The organism is Levilactobacillus sp., from assembly GCF_022646225.1.
Classification (GTDB): Bacteria; Bacillota; Bacilli; order Lactobacillales; family Lactobacillaceae; genus Levilactobacillus; species Levilactobacillus suantsaiihabitans.
In genome coordinates, this window is sequence record NZ_JALCJA010000002.1 from 146,216 (window position 1) to 171,473 (window position 25,258).

21 protein-coding genes are annotated in these 25,258 nt (G+C 52.8%); 14 read left to right on the plus strand and 7 right to left on the minus strand.

What is annotated here, in order from left to right:
- Positions 1-81 precede the first annotated feature (81 nt).
- Complete coding sequence (locus LKH74_RS03455) at positions 82-1,251, plus strand: ArgE/DapE family deacylase (RefSeq protein ID WP_287788187.1); 1,170 nt, start codon at positions 82-84, stop codon at positions 1,249-1,251.
- Between the two features lie 277 nt (positions 1,252-1,528).
- The gene (locus LKH74_RS03460; protein WP_287788189.1) at positions 1,529-2,308 is read left to right on the plus strand and encodes a potassium channel family protein; all 780 of its coding nucleotides are present in this window, start codon (positions 1,529-1,531) and stop codon (positions 2,306-2,308) included.
- A 40-nt stretch (positions 2,309-2,348) separates the two neighbouring features.
- On the opposite strand, the gene LKH74_RS03465 is transcribed toward LKH74_RS03460, so the two are convergent.
- A complete protein-coding gene (locus LKH74_RS03465) occupies positions 2,349-2,963 on the minus strand; it encodes a hypothetical protein (protein WP_135367123.1) in 615 nt (204 codons plus the stop codon).
- Positions 2,964-3,169: 206 nt separating this feature from the next.
- On the opposite strand from LKH74_RS03465, the gene LKH74_RS03470 reads away from it, so the two are divergent.
- Positions 3,170-4,033, plus strand: a complete 864-nt coding sequence (locus LKH74_RS03470; RefSeq protein ID WP_135367122.1) for an aldo/keto reductase — start codon at positions 3,170-3,172, stop codon at positions 4,031-4,033.
- Positions 4,034-4,829: 796 nt separating this feature from the next.
- Here the strand turns inward: LKH74_RS03470 and LKH74_RS03475 are convergent.
- The gene (locus LKH74_RS03475; protein WP_135367121.1) at positions 4,830-5,219 is read right to left on the minus strand and encodes a hypothetical protein; all 390 of its coding nucleotides are present in this window, start codon (positions 5,217-5,219) and stop codon (positions 4,830-4,832) included.
- A 169-nt stretch (positions 5,220-5,388) separates the two neighbouring features.
- Between LKH74_RS03475 and LKH74_RS03480 the strand changes: the two genes are divergently transcribed.
- Positions 5,389-5,925 (plus strand): GNAT family N-acetyltransferase, encoded by a 537-nt coding sequence (locus LKH74_RS03480; RefSeq protein ID WP_135367120.1) that lies wholly within the window; start codon positions 5,389-5,391, stop codon positions 5,923-5,925.
- A gap of 451 nt (positions 5,926-6,376) precedes the next feature.
- Entirely contained in the window at positions 6,377-7,819 is a 1,443-nt protein-coding gene (gene nhaC, locus LKH74_RS03485) for a Na+/H+ antiporter NhaC (RefSeq protein ID WP_287788193.1), read from the plus strand.
- A 945-nt stretch (positions 7,820-8,764) separates the two neighbouring features.
- Here nhaC and LKH74_RS03490 read toward each other — a convergent pair.
- Positions 8,765-9,430, minus strand: a complete 666-nt coding sequence (locus LKH74_RS03490) for a metal-dependent transcriptional regulator (protein WP_135367118.1) — start codon at positions 9,428-9,430, stop codon at positions 8,765-8,767.
- 391 nt (positions 9,431-9,821) lie between these two features.
- Here LKH74_RS03490 and LKH74_RS03495 point away from each other — a divergent pair, with 391 nt between their 5' ends.
- The 6 genes from LKH74_RS03495 to LKH74_RS03520 all read left to right on the plus strand — a co-directional run bounded on the left by LKH74_RS03495 (position 9,822) and on the right by LKH74_RS03520 (position 16,360).
- Positions 9,822-11,414, plus strand: a complete 1,593-nt coding sequence (locus tag LKH74_RS03495; RefSeq protein WP_287788195.1) for an Nramp family divalent metal transporter — start codon at positions 9,822-9,824, stop codon at positions 11,412-11,414.
- A gap of 2 nt (positions 11,415-11,416) precedes the next feature.
- Complete coding sequence (locus LKH74_RS03500) at positions 11,417-11,848, plus strand: universal stress protein (protein ID WP_135367116.1); 432 nt, start codon at positions 11,417-11,419, stop codon at positions 11,846-11,848.
- 866 nt (positions 11,849-12,714) lie between these two features.
- Complete coding sequence (locus LKH74_RS03505) at positions 12,715-14,304, plus strand: Nramp family divalent metal transporter (RefSeq protein ID WP_287788197.1); 1,590 nt, start codon at positions 12,715-12,717, stop codon at positions 14,302-14,304.
- A complete protein-coding gene (locus LKH74_RS03510) occupies positions 14,288-14,719 on the plus strand; it encodes a universal stress protein (RefSeq protein ID WP_434737644.1) in 432 nt (143 codons plus the stop codon). The genes LKH74_RS03505 and LKH74_RS03510 overlap by 17 nt, the downstream gene beginning before the upstream one ends.
- Positions 14,720-15,070: 351 nt before the next feature.
- Positions 15,071-15,412: a hypothetical protein gene (locus LKH74_RS03515; RefSeq protein WP_287788199.1), complete on the plus strand. Its 342-nt coding sequence runs from the start codon at positions 15,071-15,073 to the stop codon at positions 15,410-15,412.
- A 231-nt stretch (positions 15,413-15,643) separates the two neighbouring features.
- Positions 15,644-16,360, plus strand: a complete 717-nt coding sequence (locus tag LKH74_RS03520; RefSeq protein ID WP_287788201.1) for a nuclease-related domain-containing protein — start codon at positions 15,644-15,646, stop codon at positions 16,358-16,360.
- A gap of 669 nt (positions 16,361-17,029) precedes the next feature.
- Here the strand turns inward: LKH74_RS03520 and LKH74_RS03525 are convergent.
- Complete coding sequence (locus LKH74_RS03525; RefSeq protein ID WP_135367112.1) at positions 17,030-18,016, minus strand: GMP reductase; 987 nt, start codon at positions 18,014-18,016, stop codon at positions 17,030-17,032.
- A gap of 25 nt (positions 18,017-18,041) precedes the next feature.
- On the minus strand, positions 18,042-19,328 hold the full coding sequence (locus tag LKH74_RS03530; RefSeq protein WP_135367111.1) for an adenylosuccinate synthase: 1,287 nt from the start codon (positions 19,326-19,328) through the stop codon (positions 18,042-18,044).
- Between the two features lie 273 nt (positions 19,329-19,601).
- Between LKH74_RS03530 and purB the strand changes: the two genes are divergently transcribed.
- Positions 19,602-20,897 carry an adenylosuccinate lyase gene (purB, locus tag LKH74_RS03535; RefSeq protein WP_287788204.1) on the plus strand — a complete coding sequence of 432 codons (1,296 nt, stop codon included), beginning with the start codon at positions 19,602-19,604 and terminating at the stop codon, positions 20,895-20,897.
- A gap of 27 nt (positions 20,898-20,924) precedes the next feature.
- A complete protein-coding gene (locus LKH74_RS03540; RefSeq protein WP_287788206.1) occupies positions 20,925-21,146 on the plus strand; it encodes a type II toxin-antitoxin system Phd/YefM family antitoxin in 222 nt (73 codons plus the stop codon).
- Positions 21,147-21,734: 588 nt separating this feature from the next.
- Here LKH74_RS03540 and LKH74_RS03545 read toward each other — a convergent pair.
- Positions 21,735-22,673, minus strand: coding sequence for an alpha/beta hydrolase (locus LKH74_RS03545; protein WP_135367107.1), 939 nt, complete (start codon positions 22,671-22,673; stop codon positions 21,735-21,737).
- Between the two features lie 65 nt (positions 22,674-22,738).
- Positions 22,739-23,533 carry a tyrosine-protein phosphatase gene (locus LKH74_RS03550; RefSeq protein ID WP_135367106.1) on the minus strand — a complete coding sequence of 265 codons (795 nt, stop codon included), beginning with the start codon at positions 23,531-23,533 and terminating at the stop codon, positions 22,739-22,741.
- Positions 23,534-23,701: 168 nt separating this feature from the next.
- On the opposite strand from LKH74_RS03550, the gene LKH74_RS03555 reads away from it, so the two are divergent.
- Entirely contained in the window at positions 23,702-24,592 is an 891-nt protein-coding gene (locus tag LKH74_RS03555) for an alpha/beta hydrolase (protein WP_135367105.1), read from the plus strand.
- Positions 24,593-25,258: the final 666 nt, after the last annotated feature.

Below are 25,258 nucleotides of genomic sequence, written 5' to 3' on the forward strand. Positions count from 1 at the left end.
ATTGCAAAAAGTGGTTGCCTTTCTGATAAATGAGCGTATGATTAGAACCATTAAGTTTGTCACAAAGAAAGGATGACGCCCATGACGCCCCAAGATAAGATTGCAATTCTTCAACACCTGATTCAGATTCAGTCGGTCAATGCCAACGAGACGGCGGTCGCTGACTACATTGCCAGTTTATTTGCCCCGTACCCGCAGGCTGAGATCGTCAAGGTTCCCTTTGCGCCGGGCCGCGATAACTTAGTCGTCACGATTGGTAATCCGACCGGTCCCATGTTGGGGTTGTCGGGGCACATGGACGTCGTGGCCGCGGGGGATGCAGCCGCTTGGCACCACGATCCGTTTGGCGGTGAAGTGGTGGGCGACCAACTCTTTGGTCGGGGCGCCTCGGACATGAAGAGCGGGCTGGCCGCCATCGTCATCACCATGCTGGAGTTGCTGGAAGCCCAGACACCGCTGGCGGGGAGCATTCGGTTGCTGGCCACGGTGGGGGAAGAGACCGGCGAATACGGTGCGGCAACGCTGACCGATGCCGGGTATGCGGACCCGTTGGCCGGTCTGGTGATTGCCGAACCCAGTGGCTTGAACAACGTGGTCTACACGGCGCGGGGCGTCATCGACTACAAGGTCGTCTCGACCGGGAAGGCCAGTCACAGTGCCCGTCCGGAAAATGGCGTCAATGCGATTACGAATTTGATGAAATTTTATAATGCGGTCGGGCCGTTGATGGCCAAACACACCCAGGTCGATCCCGTGTTGGGGGGCCTGTTGCACAACGTGGATCTGATTTCTGGGGGCGAGCAGATCAATTCGATTCCCGCCCACGCCGAGCTGATGGCGAACATGCGGACGATTCCGGCCTACCCCAATCAGGTAATTTACGATGAATTGGCCGCGCTGATTGCCCAGTTAAATCAAGAAGACGGGGTACAGTTGGACCTGAGCTACAGCTATCCTGAAGAGGCGATCCCGGGCGATCCCCAGGCGCCGCTGGTTCAACTGGCCAAGCAGATCAGCGACCAAGTCTGCGGTCACGACACCCAAATCGTTGGGTCGGGCGGAGCCAACGATGGTGCGGAATTCCTGCGGGCGAAGGGCGAATTCACCAGCATTGAATTAGGACCGGGCAACGACTCGTCGCATCAGGTCGATGAGTACGTGTCCGTGACCGAGTATTTGCAAGCCATCACGGTCTACGAGGCCCTGGTACCGGCCTTCTTCGCGCAGGTGGCGGCCACGGTCGGTGAATAAGGGATTATAAATATAGCGTCTGAGCAGTGGTGTTGAAACTGTTCAGACGCTATTTGATTTGTTGGGGAATCAGGTTAGTGGCTAATGACGAATAGTTACATTTTGATATACAGGTGCTAGGCTGGTCGGGTATACTGAAACGATAGTGGCAGACATCAATTCTTAAGTTTCTGCCGCGATGCTTACTAAATCTCTAAAATTAACCATTAATCCTGGAAAAAATCGCAATTCTGACTATATTAGAAGGTAACTTATCAATTGGGGGAAGGGTAGTGTCATGGCCAAGCAATCTGCGGGCTTGATTGCCTATCACGTCGGGGTCACGACCCTCACGTTAGGCTCGGTTTTCAATGTGTGCTTGATTTTCTTAAAGGTGGGCAACCGGTCGTTAGAGTTGGGACTAGCCAACGGATTACTGGCGATCTTTGCCGTGGACTATTTGGTGCGCCTGCTGATCACCAAGAACCGGAAGATCTTTTTGATTCAATCGGCGTTTGACCTGCTGGGCATTATTCCGCTTCACCCGGTCTTTGCCTTTTTCCGGTTGGCGCGGCTGGTCCGGCTGATGCGGTTCCACCACCTTTTTTGGCGTTGGGGCATTGCCGGCAAATGGACGCAGGCGTACCACCGCTTTATTTATAAGACCGGTTTCATCTACCTATTTTCCATCAGTGTGGCCATCATCGTGCTCAGTGCGTTTCTCTTTTCGTTGACGGAAAAACAGAGCCTGGCCAATTCCTTGTGGTGGGCAATCACGACCGCAACGACCGTGGGGTATGGGGATGAGACACCCCACACCGCGGTGGGTAAGATCATCGCCAGTTTCCTGATGGTCGGCGGCGTGGGCTTCATTGGGTTGTTGACCAGTACGATCACGGACTTCGTGGCCAGCCGCACCGAACAGGCGACTACCACCCAAGAGGCGCAACAATTGGCCGATATGGCCCAGCTGTTGGCCAAGATCGATACGCTCACGGATAAGGTCGACCAACTCCAAACACAGGTCGACCGGTTGACACCCAAGCACGCCAAGCGAGACAACAAAAAACGGCCGTGACCGAGGTCGCGACCGTCTGGATAATACCATAAACGAAAAGTTAGCGGACAAACTGTAGGTTGTAATTGCCTTGTCCGTCAGAGGTGATGGTGTAGGTGGAGTAGCCGGCTTGCAACCACTGGTCTTTGGAAGCCTGGGCCCAGTTTTGGGCGTCGGCGACCGACGAAAAAGTGTGCGTGGTGGCGAAGGTTGAATCCGCGCTACTCTTGCTACTGGAACTAGCAGATTGACTCGAACTGGTGGCGCTTTGCTTGGTTTGGGCCTGGTCGAGCAACTTTTGCTCGCGGTCCTGCACGGCGTCATTCGATTCGTTGTTGATGATATTCTGTAATTTTTGCTTTTGCGTGACGGTTAACCCGTTATCATTATAGCTGCTGTACGTTGATTTGAAGCTCTCGAAAGCGGCCTGTTCCGAAGCCGATGAAGCCTTGGCCACGACAGAGGCACTGGTGCTCGATGAAGCGCTGGTGTCATTCCCAGAGTTGTTGTGATGGTTAATCGCTAAGACCAGCAAAATGGCGATTGCCAGCGTGATCAACGTCATCAGCCATGGCCACCACCGCCGCGGCTTACGTTGCCGACGACGGGTGGGTTGGTCCGATCCCTGGTTAAAGTTATACCGTTGTACGCGTGATTTTGGTTCTTGGTTGTTCAACTGAAAAACCTCCATGTCCAGAACGGTGTGAAAAAACAAGCTTGCCGCCGAGACGACAAACTACCACACCCTCCATAATACCGCAAAATGCCAACAGAAGAAAATTTTCACCCTGATTTTTACCATTTTCCAATCATTCTCATCACGAAATGGCGAAACCTATTGTATGATGGTAGTGGAACTAAGATTGAAAGGTGGTTTTACTTTTGCATAATGATATTCCCGAATTACCGTTAAACAACGGCAACCGGATTCCCCAACTGGGGTTAGGGGTCTTTCAAGTTGATAATGCATCAGATACCAAAAATGCCATCAAATGGGCGTTAGCTGCGGGTTACCGGCACATTGATACGGCCGCATACTACGGCAACGAGCAGTGGGTCGGCGAAGCAATTCGCGAAAGTGACGTCAAGCGCGAAGACGTTTTTGTCACATCGAAACTGTGGAACAGCGTGCGCGGGTATGATGAGACTAAGGCGGCGTTCCAAGCAACGCTCGACAAATTAGGCTTTGATTACCTGGACATGTACCTGATCCACTGGCCAGCTCCTGGTTATCTGGACAGCTGGCGGGCCATGGAAGACCTGTACAAGGCTGGCAAGATCAGAAACATTGGGGTCTCCAACTTCAATCAAAAGCAGATGGATGACATTTTGACCAACGGCACCATCAAACCCGTCGTTGACCAAATCGAAACCCACCCGTACTTCCAACAAGCTGAGATGCACGCCTACTTGGAAAGCAAGGGTATCTTGCACGAGGCCTGGAGCCCACTGGGTGGCGGCAATAACAACGCCTTATCCGACCCCGTCATCAACGAATTGGCCGCAGCCCACGATGTTAGTGCGGCCCAAATCATCTTACGGTGGCACGTACAACGCGAAGAAATCGTGATCCCTAAGTCGATTCACGAAGCCCGCGTTCAACAAAACCGCGACATCTTTGCCTTTGGTCTGGACGAAGATGAAATGAAGGCCATCGCCGACCTCGACGCTGGCAAACGCGTCGGTCCAGATCCCGACGATGCCGCCTGGTTAAAGAAGTCCCAGACGTACTCCAGCCGGAAATAACCACAGATAACCAACAAGACGTTCCCGCCCAATCCAACGGTGGCAACGCCTTGTTTTTTTTGTTTTGCGTAAACCAGTGCCTGCGTCCGCCAGAGGTTCCGCCTGCTATGGCACGCTGAATGGCAACGTGGTGCTAAGCTGGCCGCCTTACAGTTGGTGGGAGCACTATCTACTATACTGGACAAACCAGTTGCCTGCGGCTGCCAGGGGTTCCGCCTGCTATGGGGGACACCTCCAGCCAAAGTACGGGCTTCCGGTTCGCTTTGAAGCCTGGCACAAGTCGCCAGTCTCCAAAGTCGCCCCACGCTGTAGGCCGAGAAAAAACCTCGGCCAACACCGTCGACACAGCTGGCTCCACCCCTGTCCTCCTCCGGCATAGATGGCGAGGTCAGGCCACTTAGCGTTGAACCGCGATAAGCAATACCGTTAGCCATTGTTGGCCACAACGGCTCGCTTTTTCTGTCGTCTAGCGTCATAAGTATGGTTATTTCAGTACTGGCACACGTCGAGATTCCGGCTACCCTGGCGGTCACATCTGTACCACGGACGATTGCGAACCAACTCGACTGGCAACCACCACCGGAGCCGTGAGTTCGCTAGAGATGAGTTCAGCTGTGGGAGTTCCCTTAGCGGCGCGGTTTTCGGCGCTTAGGGAACTGGCAACTTGGAGACGCGGTCTTCCGGCTCCAAGTTGAGGGTCAAGACCGCATTTTGGCTTGGCCCGGCGCCCTCAGCGTTCCAACTCATCTCTAGCGAACGGTAAGGCGTCCAGCCCCCACTATGTCGTCAGCCAAGCCTACCGGTACAGCGGAATGCCGGCGTCTTTGGCCATGGGTACCAGCTTGTCGGTCAAGACGTTGACCACGTTGATGGGCACCTTGGCGAAGGGGCTGAAGAAGTCCGGATGATCCGGGTTGGGCACGTCTTGGGTCTCCTTTAAGTTGGGGACCATGGCCTTCAAGTCGTCCTGATGCAGGCCAAGTTGCGTGGCGTAGTAGACGACCTCGCGATAACTGACATTTTTAAAGTAAAAGTAGTAACACAAAGCGGCAACGACAAAATACCAGAAGATAGTCCATTGTAGACCAATTTGACTGGGGTCCAAGAAGCCAATCACGATGGCGGCCACCACAAAGATAATGTAGATGGCCACGGAAATGGCGGCCCAGCGCTGTTTGTGCGTCAAAATAGAGCACCTCGTTTTTCTTTTAGAGTTGTTCCCAGTGTACGGGGTTTTAGGGGCGAAATTCAAGCAATTTCTTTAAAATTGACGCGGAAGTTTCGACTTTTACGGCTAGTCGTGTATAATAACACGGTAATGTTGTCAATCGCTTAAGAAATGAGAGGTAGACGAAGTGAGTTTAAGTTTTGAAACGATCCAGCCTGAAGACTTCAAACAGGTAGACCAATTAGTTTCAGCGGCGTTTGCACCCGTCGAGGAAAGTGACGGCAGTGAGGTGGGGTTGATCCACCAGCTGCGGTCGACGTATGATTATCAGAGTAGCTTTGAGGTCGTCGCCAAGCCCAGCATTGACCAAGTGGTCGGTCACGGCCTATTGAGTCCCATCACGGTGCGCGGTGACCGTCACACCACGACCATCGTGGCCCTGGCGCCGCTGGCCGTTGCGCCAGATTGGCAGGGCCAAGGTGTGGGGAGTCAACTACTTAGTGAGTTAGAGACCCGCGCCCGCTTAGCCGGTTTTCCCGCCATCAGTGTGGTCGGCGACATGAACTACTACGGCAGCCGGGGCTACGTGATGGCCGAGGACTTTGCCATCCACAACAGCCTGCCAGTGCCGATGGGCAGTCACTTGATCAAGCCGCTGACGGCCGGGTCGCTGGCCCACGTGGGTGGGATGATCGAGTACCCGAACGCCTTTTACCGCGATTAGGTTGGTTAAGAATTGCTGAGTGGCCGGGTGATTTCACAAACTAAAAAAATGTGAAGGTTGCTGAAACGTTGATTTGGCAGTGATAGAGTCGCACGGCAAAAGATTAAAATTAAATTAGAGGTTGACGGGTACGCAGCAGCGTGCTAATATCAAAGTCAATCAAATACAGAACGCTAATTTCCATTACCAAGTAGCGTGTCATCTGGGTGTCAGAAAGTCGGTGGTTGCTGCGAACCGATCAGGGTGATTACGACGAAATACAGTGGAATGTCCTGGTACGCCAGGCGGAAAGACTAGAGCCGTTACCTTCTAGAGAGTGGAGTTACTGGGTCTAGAACCAGTGACCCAAGTTGGGTGGTACCACGGTTTAGTCTAAATCGTCCCTGTTGCAGAATTGCAGCAGGGGCGATTTTTTTATACATACTTGGCAAAATAAGAGGGAGCGATTTTTATGCAAGAACACACACCATCAGAAAAAAAGCCAATCAAGTTTGGCGAAGCGATGACCATCTTACTGGTCATGTTACTCATCATGGGCTTAGGCGTCATCAAATTTGGTCTGTCACCAACCACGCCGGTCCTGCTGGTGATTGCCTTGGTGATTTTGTGGGCGAAGGTTCGTGGCGCTGATTGGGACACCATCCACAGTGGCATCATTGACGGTATCAAGACCGGGATCATCCCCATCTTCATCTTCCTGTTGATTGGGGCCTTGATCAGTGTCTGGATCGCCGCCGGGATCATTCCATCCATGATGGTCTTCGGGTTTCATTTGATTTCTGCCAAATGGTTCGTGCCATCCGTCTTCTTGGTTTGCGCCATCGTCGGGACGTCCATCGGGAGTGCGTTTACCATCATCTCTACGATTGGGATCGCCCTGTTCGGGATGGGGACCACGATGGGCTTCAACCCCGCCTTGGTCGCTGGGGCCATCATCTCCGGAGCCATCTTCGGTGATAAGACTTCACCACTGTCTGACTCCACCAACCTGGCCTCGGCCATCGCGGAATCCGAATTATTTGCGCACATCAAAAACTTAATGTGGTCGACGATTCCCGCCTTCATCGTCTCGCTGATTCTCTACTTCTTCATGGGTACGGGCGCTTCCAATGCCAATGCTTTGAGCAAGATCAACAGTACGGTCGCCACGTTAAACGCCAACTTCTCCATTACTTGGTGGGCCGCCTTACCAATCATCGTGATGTTCGTCTGTGCTTGGCGGAAGATTCCGGCCATTGAAACCTTGTTGTTAAACGTAGGCTTGGGCATCGTGATGTTGTTCATCGAAAAGCCCAGCACCTCTGTCAGCAGCATTGCCACGATGATCGAATCCGGCTTCGTGTCTAAGACCGGCAACACTAGCGTCGATGCCTTACTGACGCGGGGCGGCATCAGTGCCATGATGGCCACGGTTTCTTTGATCATCTTGACCCTGACCTTAGGGGGCCTGTTGATGAAGTTCGACGTCATCCAAACCGCCATGGTGCCCCTGGCAAAACGCTTGAAGAGCACTGGTGCTCTGGTCACGGCCGCAATCCTGTCCGGGATTGGCGTCAACGTCTTCGTTGGGGAACAGTACCTTTCCGTCATCTTACCTGGGAAGGCCTTCAAACAGACCTTTAACCAACGGGGCCTGGACAACCTAGCCTTGAGTCGGGTCTTAGAAGATGGTGGGACCGTCATCAACTACTTGGTTCCTTGGGGAGTTGCCGCGGTCTTTGCCGCCAACACGCTGGGCGTTTCGACCCTGGCTTACCTGCCATTTTGTTTCTTCAGCCTCTTGTCCCCAGTCTTCTCCATCTTGAGTGGCTTCACCGGCGTCGGCTTGAAGCGCCTGCCATCATCTGACGACAGTAGCGCCACCGCAGCCACGATGGCCGCTGATGGGCGGTAGTCAGTCACAACGGTCAAACGATAGTCATAGAGAGCATCCCCGTGGGTGGCCGACAGCCTGTGTTGGCCGGGGGTGACACGATAAAATAAGACGTAAAAACGCGTGAACACTGGCCAAACGATGGCGGTGTTCACGCGTTTTTTGGTTAGCACCTGAAGGTTGAAAGACAAAAATCAACTGGAACTACTGTTAGCATGCGACTCATGGCGTCAAAGATAGTTGTTTACAGCCACACAATGCGAACTGGCCGCCTACCGTTCGCCAAATATGGGTTGGAACGCTGGGGCGGACGGGTCGAGCCAAAGGGTGGTCTCAAAGTGGCCTCATGGCCGAAACGTGCGCCAACAGGCAACTGGTTCCGCTTAACACTGCTAGACAAATAATCCAAGACCGGGATTATCCGCCTAGCACCGTTAATGCTCGCCAGTTAACCGCCTGTCGGCACACTCTTTTCAAGCGGCTGAACCCATATTTGGCGAACTCTCGGCTACAGAAGTGCTTACCAACAGCAATTGGCTTACCCCTTGGTAGTAACCAATTTGTCAGTTAGCTCTCAGCTAACACAATGTTACTGATAGCCGTCAACCTTGCCGGAGGCAGACAGGGTGGAGCCAGCTGTGTCGGTGGTGTTGGCTGAGGTTTTTTCTCAGCCTACAGCGCGGGGCGACTTTGGAGACTTACGGGATTTGTAAGGCTTCAAAGCGAACCGGAAGCCCGCTTCTCAGGCTGGAGGTGTCCCCCAGAGCAGGCGGAATCCTGGCTGATGTAGGCGCCTGGTTTCACCAATTTTAGGTGTCGGAACACCGTCGTTACAGCAATCAGCGCGTTAATTTTATGTTCAACCTTCAGTTAGCACTGAGAGGTTATCGATTAAGTCGAAATTAAAAAGGCAGTGGACCCGTTTGAGACAGGCCGGATCCGCTACCTTTAACTGACGCCAAATGGTTAGTTCTCAACGGGGACAACTACCGGCTCCGTGTACAAATAAGTCGCTACCAGCCCGTTGACCGTGATCTCGCGCTGGTCCGGTAGCTGGAGATACAGCAAGTGCAGCTCGTCGTCACGGGCGGTCACCGTGACCGGCGTGTCTAGCGGCAGGCACAGGTGCGTCACGTAGGCCACCAGGTTGGCCGTTTCCAGGTATCCACACAGCGTGACCGTCGTATTGACGGGAACGTCGCTGAGTCGGGTAACGCGGCTGTCATCGAGCATCAGATCCGGTTTCAAGGCGCCGCCGAACGGACTGCGTTGGGGATGGTCGAGGTAATCGGCCAACGCCGCCACGGTGGCTAGCGTCAGACTATCGGCCATTTGCCAGGCCTGATCTGGAATTTGGGCCAGGGGCAAATGCAGCTGGCGGTCCAAGAACACCTCGCACAACCGATAGGCGAACAGCAGTCGGCGCGCCTGGTCACGGCCTTGTTCAGTCAGCGTGACGCCCGTGTAGCGCCGGCGATTGACCAACCCTTGGGCCTGTAGCTGCCGGGTGGCCTCGGTCACGGTCGCTGGCGTTACGTTGGCAAAGTGAATGATCTGCTTATTACTGACGCGCGCACGGGCAAAACTACACTCGGCGATAATTTTTAAATACGTATTTTGATGATTCGACATCTAATCAACTCCCCAGAAAATGGTGCAATAGTTCAGCGCCCCTAAAAATTATTTTTTACGATTTAAATTCTACTGGTCTTGGCGACAGGTTGCAAATTTTTCTGACAATTAACATTTTGATAATCGTTTCATAAGGAAATTATAAAATAAAATGCCGACAAAAGGGCATTTTACCCGGCAAAGTTTTGTGGACCGAAAAAAGTTTCTGTATTTTTCACAAAATCAGTTCACCGCCGGCCAACCGATAAAACCAGGAATGAAACCGCTTTAGTTGTAGACAATTTTATTAATAAGTTCATATTTTAAAGTTAATTGCACCTAAAAATCTATTTGATTTAAGTGAACTTTAGGGTACAATGGGCCTTGTAGGAAACAGAAGGGGGTCTTGATTTTGAGTGATACACCAAAGAAACACAAACTCATTGAATATGCCAATGGGCGGTCACTTGAAGAAATTAACGGTACGGTTAGAGTACCAAAGGGGAAAGGGTTCTGGAAAACGTTATTCATGTATTCCGGTCCTGGCGCATTAGTTGCGGTCGGTTACATGGATCCAGGTAACTGGTCAACGTCCATCACGGGTGGGCAAAATTTCCAATACTTATTGATGTCGATTATCTTGATCTCAAGTTTGATTGCGATGTTACTGCAATACATGGCAGCTAAACTTGGTATCGTGAGCCAAATGGACTTAGCCCAGGCGATTCGGGCCCGGACCAGTAAGTCACTAGGCATCGTGTTGTGGATCCTAACGGAATTTGCCATTATGGCGACGGATATTGCGGAAGTTATCGGGGCAGCGATTGCCTTGTATTTGCTCTTCCACATTCCGTTGGTGATTGCCGTCTTCATTACGGTTTTAGATGTTCTGCTCTTATTGTTATTGACTAAGATTGGATTCCGTAAGATTGAAGCCATTGTGGTTTGCTTGATTTTAGTGATCTTGGCAGTCTTTGCCTACGAAGTTGCCTTATCTAACCCAGACTGGGGCGGCGTTTTCGGTGGCTTGATTCCAAGCGCCAAGACGATTGCCTCCACGCCTAAGATTGGTGGCCAAACGCCAATCAGTGGGGCCTTGGGGATTATCGGGGCCACGGTCATGCCCCATAACTTGTACCTGCATTCAGCGATTTCGCAAACGCGGGAAATTGACCACAACGATGAAGATGATGTGGCACGCACGGTGAAGTTCACCAGCTGGGACTCCAACATTCAATTAACGTTGGCCTTCTTCGTGAACGCCTTACTGTTGATCATGGGGGTTGCCGTCTTCAAGAGTGGGTCCGTTAAAGACCCTTCATTCTTCGGCTTGTTCCAAGCCTTGTCGGATACCAGCACCATGAGTAACGGTGTGTTGGCTGGCGTGGCCCGGACCGGGGTGCTGTCCACGCTGTTTGCGGTGGCCTTGTTAGCTTCAGGGCAAAACTCCACGATTACTGGGACTTTGACTGGGCAAGTCATCATGGAAGGCTTCGTGCACATGCGGATGCCGCTGTGGTTACGGCGGTTAGTCACCCGGCTGATCTCTGTGATTCCCGTGCTGATCTGTGTCATGTTGACCAGTGGTAAGAGTGCCATTGACGAACACGAAGCGTTGAATGATTTGATGAACAACTCGCAGGTCTTCTTGGCCTTTGCCTTACCGTTCTCCATGTTACCGTTGTTGATGATGACGGATAGTAAGGTAGAAATGGGCAAGCGGTTCAAGAACTCCATGTGGGTCAAGATTTTAGGTTGGATCTCTGTCTTAGCCTTGACCTACCTGAACCTGATCAACATGCCGACTTCCATCCAAGGCTTCTACGGGGATGGCATTACGGCCAGCCAAACGGCGATGGCCAATGGCATTGCCTACGTCTTAGATGCTGCCATCTTGATCTTATTAGCTTGGACGATTATTGAGCTCCACAAGGGAAGCAAGCGGTTGGAAGCACAACTGGCAGCGGACCATGCGGATAGCGCGATCGAAGACGAGGAGGCCTAGTCATGGCAACGACATTTAAACGAATTCTAGTAGGGGTCGATGACTCGGCCGACGCACTGTTGGCATTTGACTATGCCATTCACCAAGCCAAGCGCGACCAGGCGGAACTGATTATCGTGTCCGTCTTGGAACATGACGACATGAACGTGTACCAAGCTTTGGACAGCGACTACGTCCACGGGGAGCGCGACGAGTTGCGTGACCACGTGAAGAGCTACCAAAAGCAAGCCCAAGACGCCGGTGTGACCGACGTTAAACTGGTGATTGCGGAAGGTGAACCAGGGGAAACCATCGTGCGCGATGTGATTCCGCACGTGCAACCGGACCTGTTAGTCATCGGGTCGATTGCCAAAAAAGGCGTTAGCCGATACTTCGGGAGCCAAGCAGCCTACATGGCCAAATACGCCCCCATCTCGGTAATGGTCGTCCGGTAGGTTAGATTGTTAGGGGAAACTCGGTGCCGGTATTCTGACCGCTAAACTAGTGAAACCAGGGCCTGCGTCGGCCAGGGTTCCGCCTGCTATGGGGGACACCTCCAGCCAAAGTACAGGCTTCCGGTTCGCTTTGAAGCCTGGCACAACCCGCCAGTCTCCCAAGTCGCCCCACGCTGTAGGCCGAGAAACAACCTCGGCCAACACCGTCGACACAGCTGGCTCCACCCTGGCCGCCTCCGGCAAGTCGGTACTCATCAGTAATATTGCTTAGCCATCGGTTGACAATTGCGTGCTACCGAAGGCTAAGCAATATTATTGCCGACCAGTTCCGTAGCCGAGAGTTCGCCAAATATGGGTTCAGCCGCTGAACAGAGTGTGACGACAGGCGGTTAACTGGCGAGCATTAACGGTGCTAGGCGGATAATCCCGGTCTTGGATTATTTGCCTAGCAGTGTTAAGCGGAACCAGTTGCCTGTTGGCGCACGTTTCGGCTATGTGGCGGATATAGACGTGTTCTTCGGCTCAAAGCGAGGCGTCGAGACCGTTCTTTGGCTCGACCCGTCCGCCCCAGCGTTCCAACCCATATTTGGCGAACGGTAGGCGGACAGTTTCTACCATGAAGCGGTCAACAACGAAGCTTATCGCCATGAGACACGTGATAAGATGCAACGGGGAATGCAGTTAGATAGTAAAGTGAGATATGTGAAGTCGCTGGGCCGTGAAACTGCGGTCTGGCGGCTTTTTGCGTGGCTGGATTTTTTTGAAATCAGCCGTGTCGAACTTTTTGAGCCCTTTAGCGACAATGGCCGTGGTGATTGCCTTACACTGATGCTGGTCGGAGAATGCGACCAGAGGAGGGCGAGTCTATGGCTGACGAAAAGAAGCACAAGTTGATCGAATATGCGAATGGCCGGTCGCTAGAAGAGATTAATGGGTCAGTGAAGGTACCGAAAGATATTGGTTTTTGGAAAACGTTGTTTGCGTATTCGGGGCCTGGTGCGTTAGTCGCAGTGGGGTACATGGATCCCGGGAACTGGTCAACGTCAATTACCGGGGGGCAAAACTTCCAGTACCTTTTGATGTCTGTTATCTTGATGTCAAGTTTGATTGCGATGTTGTTGCAGTACATGGCAGCTAAACTTGGCATCGTGAGTCAGATGGATTTGGCCCAAGCGATTCGGGCCCGAACCAGTAAATCGTTGGGCGTGGTTTTGTGGCTCCTGACGGAACTGGCCATCATGGCCACGGATATTGCGGAAGTCATTGGGGCAGCGATTGCGTTATACCTGCTGTTCCACATTCCGTTGATCATCGCCGTTTTTATCACGGTCTTTGATGTCTTGTTACTGTTGTTACTGACGAAGGTCGGCTTCCGGAAGATCGAAGCCATCGTGGTCTGCTTGATCATGGTGATCCTGTTCGTCTTCGTTTACCAAGTCGCCTTGTCCGAACCTGATTGGGGCGGCGTGTTCAAGGGCTTGATCCCAACCGGTGAGACCTTCTCGACTAGTCACGCGGTTGCCGGCATGACACCATTGAACGGGGCCTTAGGTATCATTGGGGCCACGGTCATGCCGCACAATTTGTACCTGCACTCGGCGATTTCGCAAACGCGGGCCGTCGACCACAACGATGAAGAAGACGTGGCGCGGACGGTGAAGTTTGCCGGCCTGGATTCCAACATCCAACTGACCTTTGCCTTCTTCGTCAACGCCTTACTGTTGATCATGGGAGTTGCGGTGTTCAAGACCGGTGCGGTCAAGGACCCATCGTTCTTCGGGCTGTTCCACGCGCTGTCAGATACCAGCACCATGAGTAACGGTGTGCTGGCGGGCGTGGCGCGGACCGGGGTCTTGTCCACGCTGTTTGCGGTGGCCTTACTGGCTTCCGGGCAAAATTCCACGATCACCGGGACGCTGACCGGGCAAGTCATCATGGAAGGCTTCGTGCACATGCGGATGCCACTGTGGTTACGGCGGTTGGTCACTCGGCTGATCTCCGTGATTCCCGTGCTGATCTGTGTCATGTTGACGCGGGGCAAGAGTGCCATTGCGGAACACGAAGCGTTGAATGATTTGATGAACAACTCGCAAGTCTTCTTGGCGTTCGCCCTGCCATTTTCCATGTTGCCGTTGTTGATGATGACGGATAGCAAGCTGGAAATGGGCGCGCGGTTCAAGAACTCTTGGTGGGTCAAGATTCTCGGCTGGTTCTCCGTCATTGCGTTGACGGCGCTGAACCTGGAAGGCATGCCGGGTCAAGTCCAAGCCTTCTTCGGCGATAACGTTACCGGGGACAAATTGGTATTGGCTAACGGCATTGCGTACGGTTTGATCATCATCGTGTTGGCCCTCTTAGCCTGGACGGTCATCGAGTTACACCATGGCAACCAACGGCTAGCGAAGGAACTGGCCACCAAGTCTGAGGAGGCGACGTCCGATGAAAATGATCGCTAAAAAGATCCTCGTCGGGGTCGACGATTCGCCGGATGCCCTGTTGGCCTTTAAGTACGCGATTCATCAAGCGAAACGGGACCAGGCCACGCTGGTCATCGTCTCGATTCTGGAAAGCCAGAACATGAACGTATATCAAGTGCTGGACACGGATTTCGTGCACGGTGAATACGCTGCCCTGAAGGAACACCTGCGTGATTACCAAAAGCAAGCGCAAGACGCGGGCGTGTCGGACGTGCAGGTCGTGGTCAGCGAGGGCGAACCCGGTGAGACCATGGTCAAGGACGTGATTCCCCGGGTTAAACCGGATCTGTTGATCATCGGGTCAATCGCCAAGCAAGGCGTCAGCCGCCATTTCGGCAGCCAGGCCGCCTACATGGCGAAGTACGCGCCGATTTCGGTGCTGGTGGTGCGGTAAGTGACGGTAGTGTGTTAATGAGTCAGCACGTGAGAGTGGGACGAAAGGCGATTAGCCGGCGAGCATTAAGGCTGCTAACCGAATAATCCGGGTCTTGGATTGTTTGGCTAGCAGTTTTAAGCGAAGTCGGCTGCCTTTGGGCGCACGTTTCAGCGATGTAAAGGTAATGAAAACGGGCCTGGGATTTTTTCCAGGCTCGTTTTGTTTGGCCAATCGTTGAGTCAGTAAGGCAGGGTAACTATCGAAGCTAGCGCTTAGCGTTGCAAGCCCCAAGCCGTCTCGCCATAATGAAAGCGAGGAATCGTGAGCGGGTGGCCGCTCAATTTGCGAGTAAGGTTAGGGGGCGTCGTGATGAGCGATGACAAAGGATGTATTTACACCGTGGTCTTGCATGCCGAAGCGGGGCGGTATTGCGTGACCATTCCAGAAATCGGTCTCACTTGGGGAACGACAGCGGAAGCGGCCTTGGCAATGGCGGCTAAATTGATAGACACGCAATACCGGGTGAGCGCGAACGTCCCCGAGCCGCGGTCGTTTGCGGAAGTGACCGCACCCGCGGGTGATACCAAAATCAGCCTGCAAGTTGGCGGGCCGGCGGAACAACGACCAACGTCGAAGAAGCGGTCGCCGTGGTGGAGACGATTAAGCAGACTGGGGAAACGGCGGTTGGCCATTTCGTCAAAGGACGAATGACTTTCACGTCGATGCCTGAGGACCGCTAATTAATTGGGAACGAAGGATCAAGAGCCTGGGAGGGTGCCCCAGGCTCTTTACATAACTGAAACGTGTGCCCAAAGGGGGTCTCGATTCCGCTCATGGCTTCGGGTCTATATAACTGGTGAGGTGAGCGGCAAGTCATTATCAAAATCTGCTAGTTTCAGGCAGCGTTTCATCATATACTAGAAGATACGGAGGATGATACCCATGTCGGTTAATTACACCAATCGTGGCGAGTACCGCACTTATAAATTATTAAAAGAATTAAGCAATAAATATCCAGAAGATAAATTTCATATATTTGCCAATTTATATCTAGATTCAGATGACAGTCGGTTTCCCAACCGGCAAGTCGATCACCTGGTGATTTGTCGTAAGGGCATCTTCATGATTGAGACCAAATATTGGACGGGGACGGTCTACCATGATGTGCGGCTACGGGATCTGCTAAAAATGGTTGGTGGCAACGAAGCGGGTAAGACCCTGTTATCGCGGCTGTTACCGCAAGAGGTCATGAACCAAGGCAACCAGAGTTTTACGATGTGCATTAAGAGTCCAGAAAATGTTCAGGTATATACCGGGGATGAAAATCCGATTCGGCAGGTGGAACTGTCCGGGTTGAGCCTGAACAGTTTGATTCAAGATAAGTTAAACGAGTTAGGGATCAAGCCCTACATTCACGAATTTGTCTTTTATAACTATGTCAGTCGGGCGGTAGACGACCAGGTCGTGGACCCCAACGGCGTGTTGAATCGTCCCTACAGCAATAATTACAACGACTGGGGCGAGGGCTTCACCAAGCCACAACACTTCCGGGAGTTCTACGACGCCGTCCACGAGCGACTGCCCCGGCAGTTGGAACTCAGAGACGACCAGGTCGATGCGATTACCCGGCTGATCCACCGGACGATTTTGTTTGATTAGCGGGTTACCCAAAAGTCAGCGAGAAACATTGGTGTCAAAAATGGTCGTTTACAACCTCGCAATGCGAACTGGCCGCCTACCGTTCGCCAAATATGGGTTGGAACGCTGGGGCAGATGTACTAGCCAAAGAACGGTCTCGGCACCTCGCTTTGAGCCGAAGTTCGCGTCTCAAAGACGCCAGTTCCCTAAGCGCCATGAACCGTGTCGCTAAGGGAACTCCCACGGCTGAACCCATATTTAGCGAACTCTCGGCTACGGTAGTGCGTGTTAGTAACAGTTGCCTTAACCCCAGATAGTTGCTGTATTGAAGACTAGTCTTTGGTTATCACAATGTCACTGATAACCTCCACCTTTCCGGAGGCAGCCAGGGTGGAACCAGCTGTGTCGGCGGTGTTGGCTGAGGTCCTTTCTCAGCCTACAGCGCGGGACGACTTGAGAGACTGGCTGCTTTTGCCAGGCTTTCAAGCGAACCGGAAGACCGCTTCTCAGGCTGGAGGTGTTCCCCAGAGCAGGTGGAACCCTGGCTGACGCAGGCGTCTGGTTTCACCAATTTTAGGTGTCAGAACACCGTCATTACGGCAATCAGTGCGCTAATTGTACAGTTTTAGACACAAAACAGGCTTCAACTCACGTAAAAATGAGTTGAAGCCTGTTTATTTTAAGTCATCGTTAGTAATTGTCGCCATTCATGATGGAACTCTTCACGATCACGTAGTCCACAGTCCGAATGTCCAGCAGATTCCGGCCACCGGCGTAGGAGATTGAGGATTGCAAGTCTTCTTGCATGGCGTTTAATGTGTTGGCGATGTCGCCGCGGTAAGGGACCAGCATTTGCTTGCCCTCAACGTTACGGTAGGCGCCCTTTTGCTTCTCGGAGGCAGAACCCCAGTATTGCTTGAAGGTCCGCCCGTCGATGGTCAATTTGTTACCAGGAGATTGTTCGTGGCCCGCTAACATGGAGCCAATCATGACCATGCTGGCGCCGAAACGAACGGACTTGGCGATGTCACCGTTGTAGCGAATCCCGCCGTCCGCGATGATCGGCTTGCGAGCGGCCTTGGCGCAGAGGCGCACGGCGGCCAGTTGCCAACCCCCGGTCCCAAAACCGGTCTTGAGCTTGGTGATGCAGGCCTTACCCGGGCCAATGCCAACCTTGGTGGCGTCCGCACCGGCGTTTTCCAGTTCCCGCACGGCTTCGGGCGTACCGACGTTACCGGCGATCACAAAGCTATCCGGTAATTTGGTCTTGATCTGCTTGATCATCTGAATGACTGCGTCGCTGTGGCCGTGGGCGATGTCGATGGTGATGTATTCCGGCACCAATTTTGCGGCAGCCAGTTCGTCGATGAAGGCGTGTTCGTCTGGCTTGACGCCCACACTAATGGAAGCAAACAGCGATTTTTCGTGCATGCGTTCGATGAAACCGCGCCGTTCTTCCGGATGGAAGCGGTGCATGACGTAGAAATAGTCGTTTTGCGCTAACCAGACGGCGAGCGGTTCGTTGATGACCGTTTCCATGTTGGCGGGCACGACCGGAATCTTGAAGCGATGGGGGCCAAATGCGATGCTGGTATCGGCCTCACTGCGGCTGTCGATGATACATTTATTGGGAACGAGTTGAATATCTTCGTAATCAAATACTTCTGCGGGATGCATGAGCAGTCACTCCTTGTTCGTGGGGTTAGGCGTTCCAGACGTCACGTAAGATGTTCGTCTGTTCGCGGTCTGGGCCGACGGACAACGTGGCAATATCCACGCCGACCAGTTCGGCTAAGCGTTTAACGTAATTTTGGGCGTTGACGGGCAGTTCAGCGACCGAGTGGCAACCGGTGATGTCTTCCGTCCAACCGGGCAGTTCATCATAGATTGGTTGGCAGGCGTCCAGGTCGACCAGGCTAGCAGGGTAATGGTAAATGGTTTCCCCGTTCAGCGCGTAGGCCTTGCAAATCTTGACGGTCTTTAAGCCGGTCAACACGTCCAAGCAGTTCAGCGATAAGCTGGTCAAACCAGAAACACGCTTGGCGTGGCGTAACACGACGCTGTCGAACCAACCGATCCGCCGGGGCCGCTTGGTAACGGTGCCGTATTCGTGGCCCGTTTCGCGAATCGTGTCGCCAATTTCATCGAAGAGTTCCGTTGGGAAGGGACCATCACCCACACGAGAGGTGTAGGCCTTGCAGACCCCAACCACGTGGTCAATCTTAGTGGGACCTACCCCAGCACCGATGGTCACGCCACCAGCCACGGGGTTCGAGGAGGTGACAAACGGATAAGTGCCGTGGTCAATATCCAACATGACGCCTTGCGCGCCTTCGAAGAGGACGTTCTTGCCGGCATCGATGGCATCGTTGATGACCACCGACGTGTCGGTCACGTGTTGCTTGATCTGTTGGCCTAGGGCATAGTATTCGTTGAAAATCGTGTCGAAGTCTAATGGTTCAACACCGTAAAGTTTGGTTAAAACATTGTTCTTTTCAATTAAGTTCTGGCGTAATTTGTCCGCAAAGATATCATGATCCAATAAATCGGCAATGCGAATCCCGATTCGTTCGGCTTTATCCATGTAAGCCGGGCCGATACCCTTGTTGGTGGTCCCAATCTTGTTTTCCTTGGCCTTTTCTTGGGCTTGGTCCAACAAGATGTGGTAGGGCAAGATGACGTGTGCCCGGTCGGAAATCCGTAAATTATCCGTCGAAACGCCGTTGTCATGAAGATAAGTTAACTCTTCAATCAAAGACTTCGGGTTGACCACGACACCGTTGCCAATCACGCTCAATTTATCGGCGTAGAAGATCCCCGAAGGAATCAGGCGCAACTTGAACGTTTGACCATTGAAGACGATGGTGTGGCCGGCATTGTCACCACCTTGGTAGCGGGCAATGACATCAGCCTTCTCACTCAGAAAATCCGTGATCTTTCCTTTACCTTCATCGCCCCATTGACTACCAACTACTACTGTTGATGACATTGCAAACACCTCATCGTTATTTTTTACTAGGCCGAACACCCAGCAAGAATCATTGTATCAAGTTCGTAATTGAATTGCAAGCGAAAAGCGAACAATTATTTAAATATCCCGTATAAAAGTTCTTTTAATTATGGGTAGAAACTAATTAATAATGGATATAACGGTGAAATGTCTGGTAAAACTAGGATGTTCTATGCTAAAATAGATAGCAGAGCAAGAGACGAATTTTAAAAATAATGTTCGGATTTTACCTATTACTGAGGAGGAAACTTGATGTTAGAACGCTACACCCGACCAGAAATGGGCCAGATTTGGTCCCTGGAAAATCAGTATCAGTCTTGGCTTGCCGTTGAAGTGGCAATTGACGAAGCCTGGGCGAAATTAGGTGAGGTCCCCGTGGCAGATGCCCAGAAAATTCGGGAAAACGCCACGTTTGACGTCGACCGCATCGCCGAGATTGAAGCCGTGACGCACCACGATATGGTGGCCTTCACCCGCAACGTCTCGGAATCTCTGGGGGCCGAACGCAAGTGGATCCACTTTGGCGTCACCAGTACCGATGTCGTGGATACGGCGCAGGGGTACCGGCTGAAGCAGGCCAACGTGGTGATTCGGCAGAGCTTGGTGGCGTTGATTGCCACGCTCAAGGACCTGGCCTTAAAGTATAAGAAAACAGTCATGATTGGCCGGACGCACGGGGTGCAAGCCGAACCGACCACCTTTGGGTTGAAATTAGCGCGCTTCTACGCCGAAATGCAACGGAACCTGGAACGCTTCGACCGGGCCGCCGCTGGGGTGGAGACCGGGAAGATCAGTGGCGCAGTCGGTACCTTTGCCAATGTGCCGCCCGAGGTAGAAGCCTTCGTCTGCGACCAATTGGGCATCAGTGCGCAACCAATCGCCAGTCAGGTGTTGCCGCGAGACCTGCACGCCGACTACATTGCGACGCTGGCCTTGATTGGCACGGGCGTGGAAAACATTGCCACGGAGATCCGGAGCCTTCAGCGCTCGGAGATTCATGAGGTCGAAGAACATTTCAATCCCGGGCAAAAGGGCTCGTCGGCGATGCCGCACAAGCGCAACCCCATCGGCTCGGAAAACGTAACTGGCCTGGCCCGCGTCTTACGGGGCACCATGGTCACGGCCTACGAAAATGTCAGCCTCTGGCACGAACGCGATATTTCCCATTCATCGGCGGAACGGATGATCTTGCCAGAAAGCACAACGTTGTTGGACTACATGCTGCACCGCATTAACCGGATCCTCACCAATTTGGACGTATTCCCGGAAACCATGAAGGCCAACATGGGGCGCACTTACGGCTTGATCTACAGTCAACGACTCTTATTGAAGCTGATTGAGACCGGTTTAAGTCGTGAAGCTGCCTACGATTTGGTCCAACCACTGACGGCACAGGCTTGGGACCAACAGACCCAGTTCCGGCCATTGGTGGAAGCCAATGCGGAAATTACGGCCCGGTTAACGCCGGCGCAGATCGACGACGCGTTTGATTATCACTATCACTTACGCCGCGTGGACTTTATTTTTAAACGTCTAGGTTTGGACTAACACGCGAAAACTTGGGGGGAATGAACAATGGAAAAAGTGTATTCACCGGCTGATGCGCAGCAAAATCTCCAGCGTTTATTGCAAGAGGTCAAAGATGGTAAGGCAGTTCGCATTGAGGATCAAACCACGGATGCAATTTTGGTGAGTGAGCAACAGTGGGCAGCGGTGCAAAAACAATTGGCCGCGGCCGCCCAACACCAAACGGTCCAACAGCGCGAGGACCTGTATAAGGCTTGGCGCTGGCTGTAGAGTGTGCGGGTAAGTCAAGGGGTTCTAAAATGGCAGATTATCGTGCAACACCTACGGACGAACCCCTGTTGAAATTGTTGCGACAGGTGAACGCGAGTCATGAGCCGATGCACATTCAAGTGAACCGGAAGACCGCTCCTTAGGCTGGAGGTGTTCCCCAGAGCAGGCGTCTGGTTTCACCAATTTCAAATGTCAAAACACCGTCATTACGACAATTAGCGCGCTAATTTTAACTTTCAGCCCAAAACAAAAAAAGTTCGGCGTCACTCTCGGGGAAGAGCGATGCCGAACTTTTTTCATGAGGAGTACATTCACATTAGGGGGTGTAAATGTATTTTAGAGGAGTGGCTAGGCTTGAGGGAACCTAACCATGGGGATGATTCTCTTAGGGGGAGAGAATCAAAAGGGATTGGAATAGAATTTAGTAGTAATCGGTATTGGCTAATTACTATGGTTATTACTATACCCGGAGTTTGTGAATAGAATCGGGGCAAAGTCATGATGACTTTTTGATTAATTGGTAAAGAAAAACTAAAGTGTGAAGGAATTGCGATAGCCGGCCAAATGCCGTTAAGTTAAGCTTAAGGTTCACTCACCGTCGAAGTATGTTTGGAGAAATTCCGTCACGTGTTGCTGGTAACGGGCCGGGTTGATCCAAAAACTTTCGGCGTGCGACGCATTTTTCACAATCCACAATTGCTTGGGGGCATGGGTGGCCGCGTAATTTTCGTAGGCCATCCCCACCGGCACGTACACGTCCTTTTCCCCGTGAATGAAGAGAATGGGCCGCTTGTTTTTCTGCAACTGTTCCGTGGCGGTCACGTCGCCCAGATAATAGCCCAATCGGCGCTTGGAAATGGTGCTGACCAGCGGTTCGATGGGGTACTTGGGCAGGTGGAATTGGCGCTTCAACAGGTAGGTCAGCTCGGCCTCGATGCTGGAGTAGCCACAGTCGGCGATGATGGCCTTGACCTGGTCCGGCAACGTTTCCCCGGAGAGCATTTCCATCGTTGCGCCCCCCATGCTGACGCCGAACAGAAGGATCTTGACGTCGTTGTCCGCCCGGTCGATGACCTGTTGGATCCATTGTAAGTAGTCGAGGCGATCGAGCCAACCAAAGCTGATGTACTTGCCGGCGCTTTCGCCGTGGCCCCGGTCGTCCGGAAGCAAGACATTGAAGCCGAGGCGGTGATACATTTGGGCAAAGTTGGCCATGGTCTCGCCGTTGCCCTTGTAGCCGTGTGAAATGATAACGGTCTGGCGGCTGGGCGTTTCGGCGGGGATGTATTCAGCCACCATGCGGTTTTGCGGGTCGTGTTCGTGCAGATACCATTTTTCCTTAGGAATCTGCTGGTACCAGTCCACGTAGGCGTAATAGGCATCGGCGTATTTCTGCTTGTCCGCGGAGGTCTCCGGGACGTAGTTGACGCGCTTGAAGGCGAAATTAAAAAGGTGTTCGCTGGCGGCCAGTGAGGTCAGGGCGATTCCCGCCAGTGGCAAGGCCCAGGTCAGTGTTTTTTTCTTCATCTTATCCAGTCCTTTCCAGTTAAAAAACCAGACTACCCGTAAAGCGGTTAGCCTGGTAAGGAGTTCTAGTCCAAATAGAGTTTGCGTAAATTGGTTAAGTCAGTGTGCGACAAGTCCAAGACGTCGTGCAAGTAATCCTGCACCCCGCCGTACTGGGTGTTGATGACCTTGGTTGCGGCGGCGAGATAATCGGGATTGACGGTCGATAGCGCCCGGATGTTGGTGACAAACGCCTCCGAGTGACCGCTTTGTCGGGCCTGCTCGCTTTGCTTATCCACCAGCGGCATCACGTTGGCGTTGGTCAACAGGTAATCCTGCTGAATGGTTTGGGGGTCAACGTTTAGGGCATTCAAGGTCAAAAACGCGCCCATCCCGGTCCGGTCCTTGCCGGCGGTACAGTGGAACAACACGGATTTTTCCGTTTGTTCGTTGGTCAACAGCGTCGCGAAGAAGTCGTGGTAGGCGGCTTGGGCGCTGGGCAACGTCACCATTTTGCGGTAAACGTCGAGCATGTGCTGGTAGCCGGCCTGATCATTGCTGTTGAAGCGCTGTTCCAACTCTTCTTGGGTGGCGGAGGCGTCGGTCTCGTCGCCTTCAGGGAAGACCGGGAGAAAATGATACTTGACCCCGGCCGGAACCTTGTCGGGCGCTTGCTGGCGTTCGGCATTGGAACGGAAGTCAACGTCCGCTACGACCCCGTAGTCTTGCAGTAACGTCTGGTCATCCGGGGTAAGCCGTGCCAACCCGTCCGTCCGCAGTAACTTGTGCCACTTGACGGTGTGTCCGTCAACGGTTGAATAGCCACCTAGTTCCCGGAAATTCCAGCCGCCAGTCACGTTTAGTTTTCGGTTATTTGTCATTGGCTTTTTGCCACCCTTTCATCGCAATCGTTACGTCTTCTATTCTAACGGTTTTGGGGAAAATTACCTAGTAATTCACTCTAAGGGAGGCGTTTTTTCCCGAAACGCTGTATACTGGCAATATAAGTCGAGAGAATTTGATGAAGGCAAAAAGATAGGGTGATAGTCGTGAGTTTGCGTGGGAAATGGTTACTCTTCAAGACCCAGCATAGTCAGCTCAAACAGCAGATTCAACAAGCATTTTTACAGCCCAGTCGGCAAAACCGGGCCGTGGTGCCCGAGAAGTTTCCGGCTACCATCGTGACGAAGGAACGACAAGTCTTTGGTGGGCGTATTTTAACGGCGGCTTCGGGCGCACCGTTGCGGCAACACGTGTTGTTGTTTCACGGTGGGGCCTACACGATGCAGGGCATCGACAGCCACCGGGAATTGATGGAAACGCTGATCCAGCAGGCCAATCTGCGGGTCTCGTACGTCGATTATCCGCTGGTGCCGGAAGCCACGGTCGATGAAACCGTGATTTTCGCCATGAACGCCTATGATTACTTGCTGGCGCAGTATCCGGATGACCAGTTCTTCTTGATGGGCGATTCCGCGGGCGGCGGGCTGGCGTTAACGCTGCTGCAACAGCTGAAGATCCACCAAAAGCCATTGCCGGCGGGGTCCGTGTTGATCTCACCGTGGGCGGACCTGAGCATGATGAATCCCGATTTAAAGGCCGCCGCAAAAAATGACCCGTATTTGACGCTGGCGACCTTAAAAAAGATCGGCTTCGATTATGCCGGCGACCATCCGGTGACCGATCCGCTGGTCAGCCCCATTTACGGCGATTTCGACGACCTGGGGCCAATCCTGTTGTACTACGGCACCAACGAACTACTGGCGGCCGATGACCAACGGCTGGTCCAAAAGCTAGCCGAAGCCAGCGGCACCCCGTACAAGGCCCGCGAGGTCAAGTCGATGCTGCATGATTACATCTTATGGGGCAAGCTCCCCGAGACCAAACGGACGTTGAAGGAAATTAAGCAGTTTATCTTGACCCAAAATATCGAATCGTAAGTGATTGTGGGAGATGAGGCAGTGTGGCCTGGTCTCCTTTTTGGTTTGTCTTGGGAGTGGGCACGCTGGGTGTTTCGCTAAGGAAAAGACTTCGGCTGAGTGGTATTTAAAGATATTGTCGAATTTTTTGAGAGCACTGACTTCGGATAGAGTGGTCAGGGTAATTGACGAGTGGTTTGAACAAGGGGCGCTGTCAATCACTACCGTAGTCGATAGTTCGCCAAATATGAGTTCAGCTGTGGGAGTTTGCTTAGCGGCAAGACCGTCCTTTGGTCCGGCGCCCTCAGCGTTCCAACTCATATTTGGCGAATGGCAAGGCGACCAGTGCGGACTAGTTTGGCGGTTAGGAGGGTAACATCGATGATTGTATTGGGTAGTGGTCGACTGGCTAATCGGTGAGTGGCTTAAACAACAGTCGTTGATAGCCACTACCGTAGCCGAGAGTGGAGCGAAAGATGAGCTCAGCCGTGGGAGTTTGCTTAGCGGCACGGGCCTGGCCGCTTAGCAAACTGGCGCCTTTGAGACGTGGGTTTCGGCTCAAAGCGAGGTGCCGAGACCGCTTCTCAGGCTCGGCCCGTCCGCCCACAGCGAACCAGCTCATCTTTCGCGCAACGGCAGGCGGCCAGTCAAACACCAACGTAGACTGTGTTTAGCCACATCGCCGAA

Excerpts from the sequence above, each read along its gene's own strand:
- LKH74_RS03455 (WP_287788187.1), top strand. The coding sequence starts at position 82 with ATGACGCCCCAAGATAAGATTGCAATTCTTCAACACCTGATTCAGATT.
- LKH74_RS03460 (WP_287788189.1), top strand. The coding sequence starts at position 1,529 with ATGGCCAAGCAATCTGCGGGCTTGATTGCCTATCACGTCGGGGTCACG.
- nhaC (WP_287788193.1), top strand. The coding sequence starts at position 6,377 with ATGCAAGAACACACACCATCAGAAAAAAAGCCAATCAAGTTTGGCGAA.
- LKH74_RS03490 (WP_135367118.1), bottom strand. The coding sequence starts at position 9,430 with ATGTCGAATCATCAAAATACGTATTTAAAAATTATCGCCGAGTGTAGT.
- LKH74_RS03500 (WP_135367116.1), top strand. The coding sequence starts at position 11,417 with ATGGCAACGACATTTAAACGAATTCTAGTAGGGGTCGATGACTCGGCC.
- LKH74_RS03505 (WP_287788197.1), top strand. The coding sequence starts at position 12,715 with ATGGCTGACGAAAAGAAGCACAAGTTGATCGAATATGCGAATGGCCGG.
- LKH74_RS03510 (WP_434737644.1), top strand. The coding sequence starts at position 14,288 with ATGAAAATGATCGCTAAAAAGATCCTCGTCGGGGTCGACGATTCGCCG.
- LKH74_RS03515 (WP_287788199.1), top strand. The coding sequence starts at position 15,071 with ATGAGCGATGACAAAGGATGTATTTACACCGTGGTCTTGCATGCCGAA.
- LKH74_RS03520 (WP_287788201.1), top strand. The coding sequence starts at position 15,644 with ATGTCGGTTAATTACACCAATCGTGGCGAGTACCGCACTTATAAATTA.
- LKH74_RS03525 (WP_135367112.1), bottom strand. The coding sequence starts at position 18,016 with ATGCATCCCGCAGAAGTATTTGATTACGAAGATATTCAACTCGTTCCC.
- LKH74_RS03530 (WP_135367111.1), bottom strand. The coding sequence starts at position 19,328 with ATGTCATCAACAGTAGTAGTTGGTAGTCAATGGGGCGATGAAGGTAAA.
- purB (WP_287788204.1), top strand. The coding sequence starts at position 19,602 with ATGTTAGAACGCTACACCCGACCAGAAATGGGCCAGATTTGGTCCCTG.
- LKH74_RS03540 (WP_287788206.1), top strand. The coding sequence starts at position 20,925 with ATGGAAAAAGTGTATTCACCGGCTGATGCGCAGCAAAATCTCCAGCGT.
- LKH74_RS03545 (WP_135367107.1), bottom strand. The coding sequence starts at position 22,673 with ATGAAGAAAAAAACACTGACCTGGGCCTTGCCACTGGCGGGAATCGCC.
- LKH74_RS03550 (WP_135367106.1), bottom strand. The coding sequence starts at position 23,533 with ATGACAAATAACCGAAAACTAAACGTGACTGGCGGCTGGAATTTCCGG.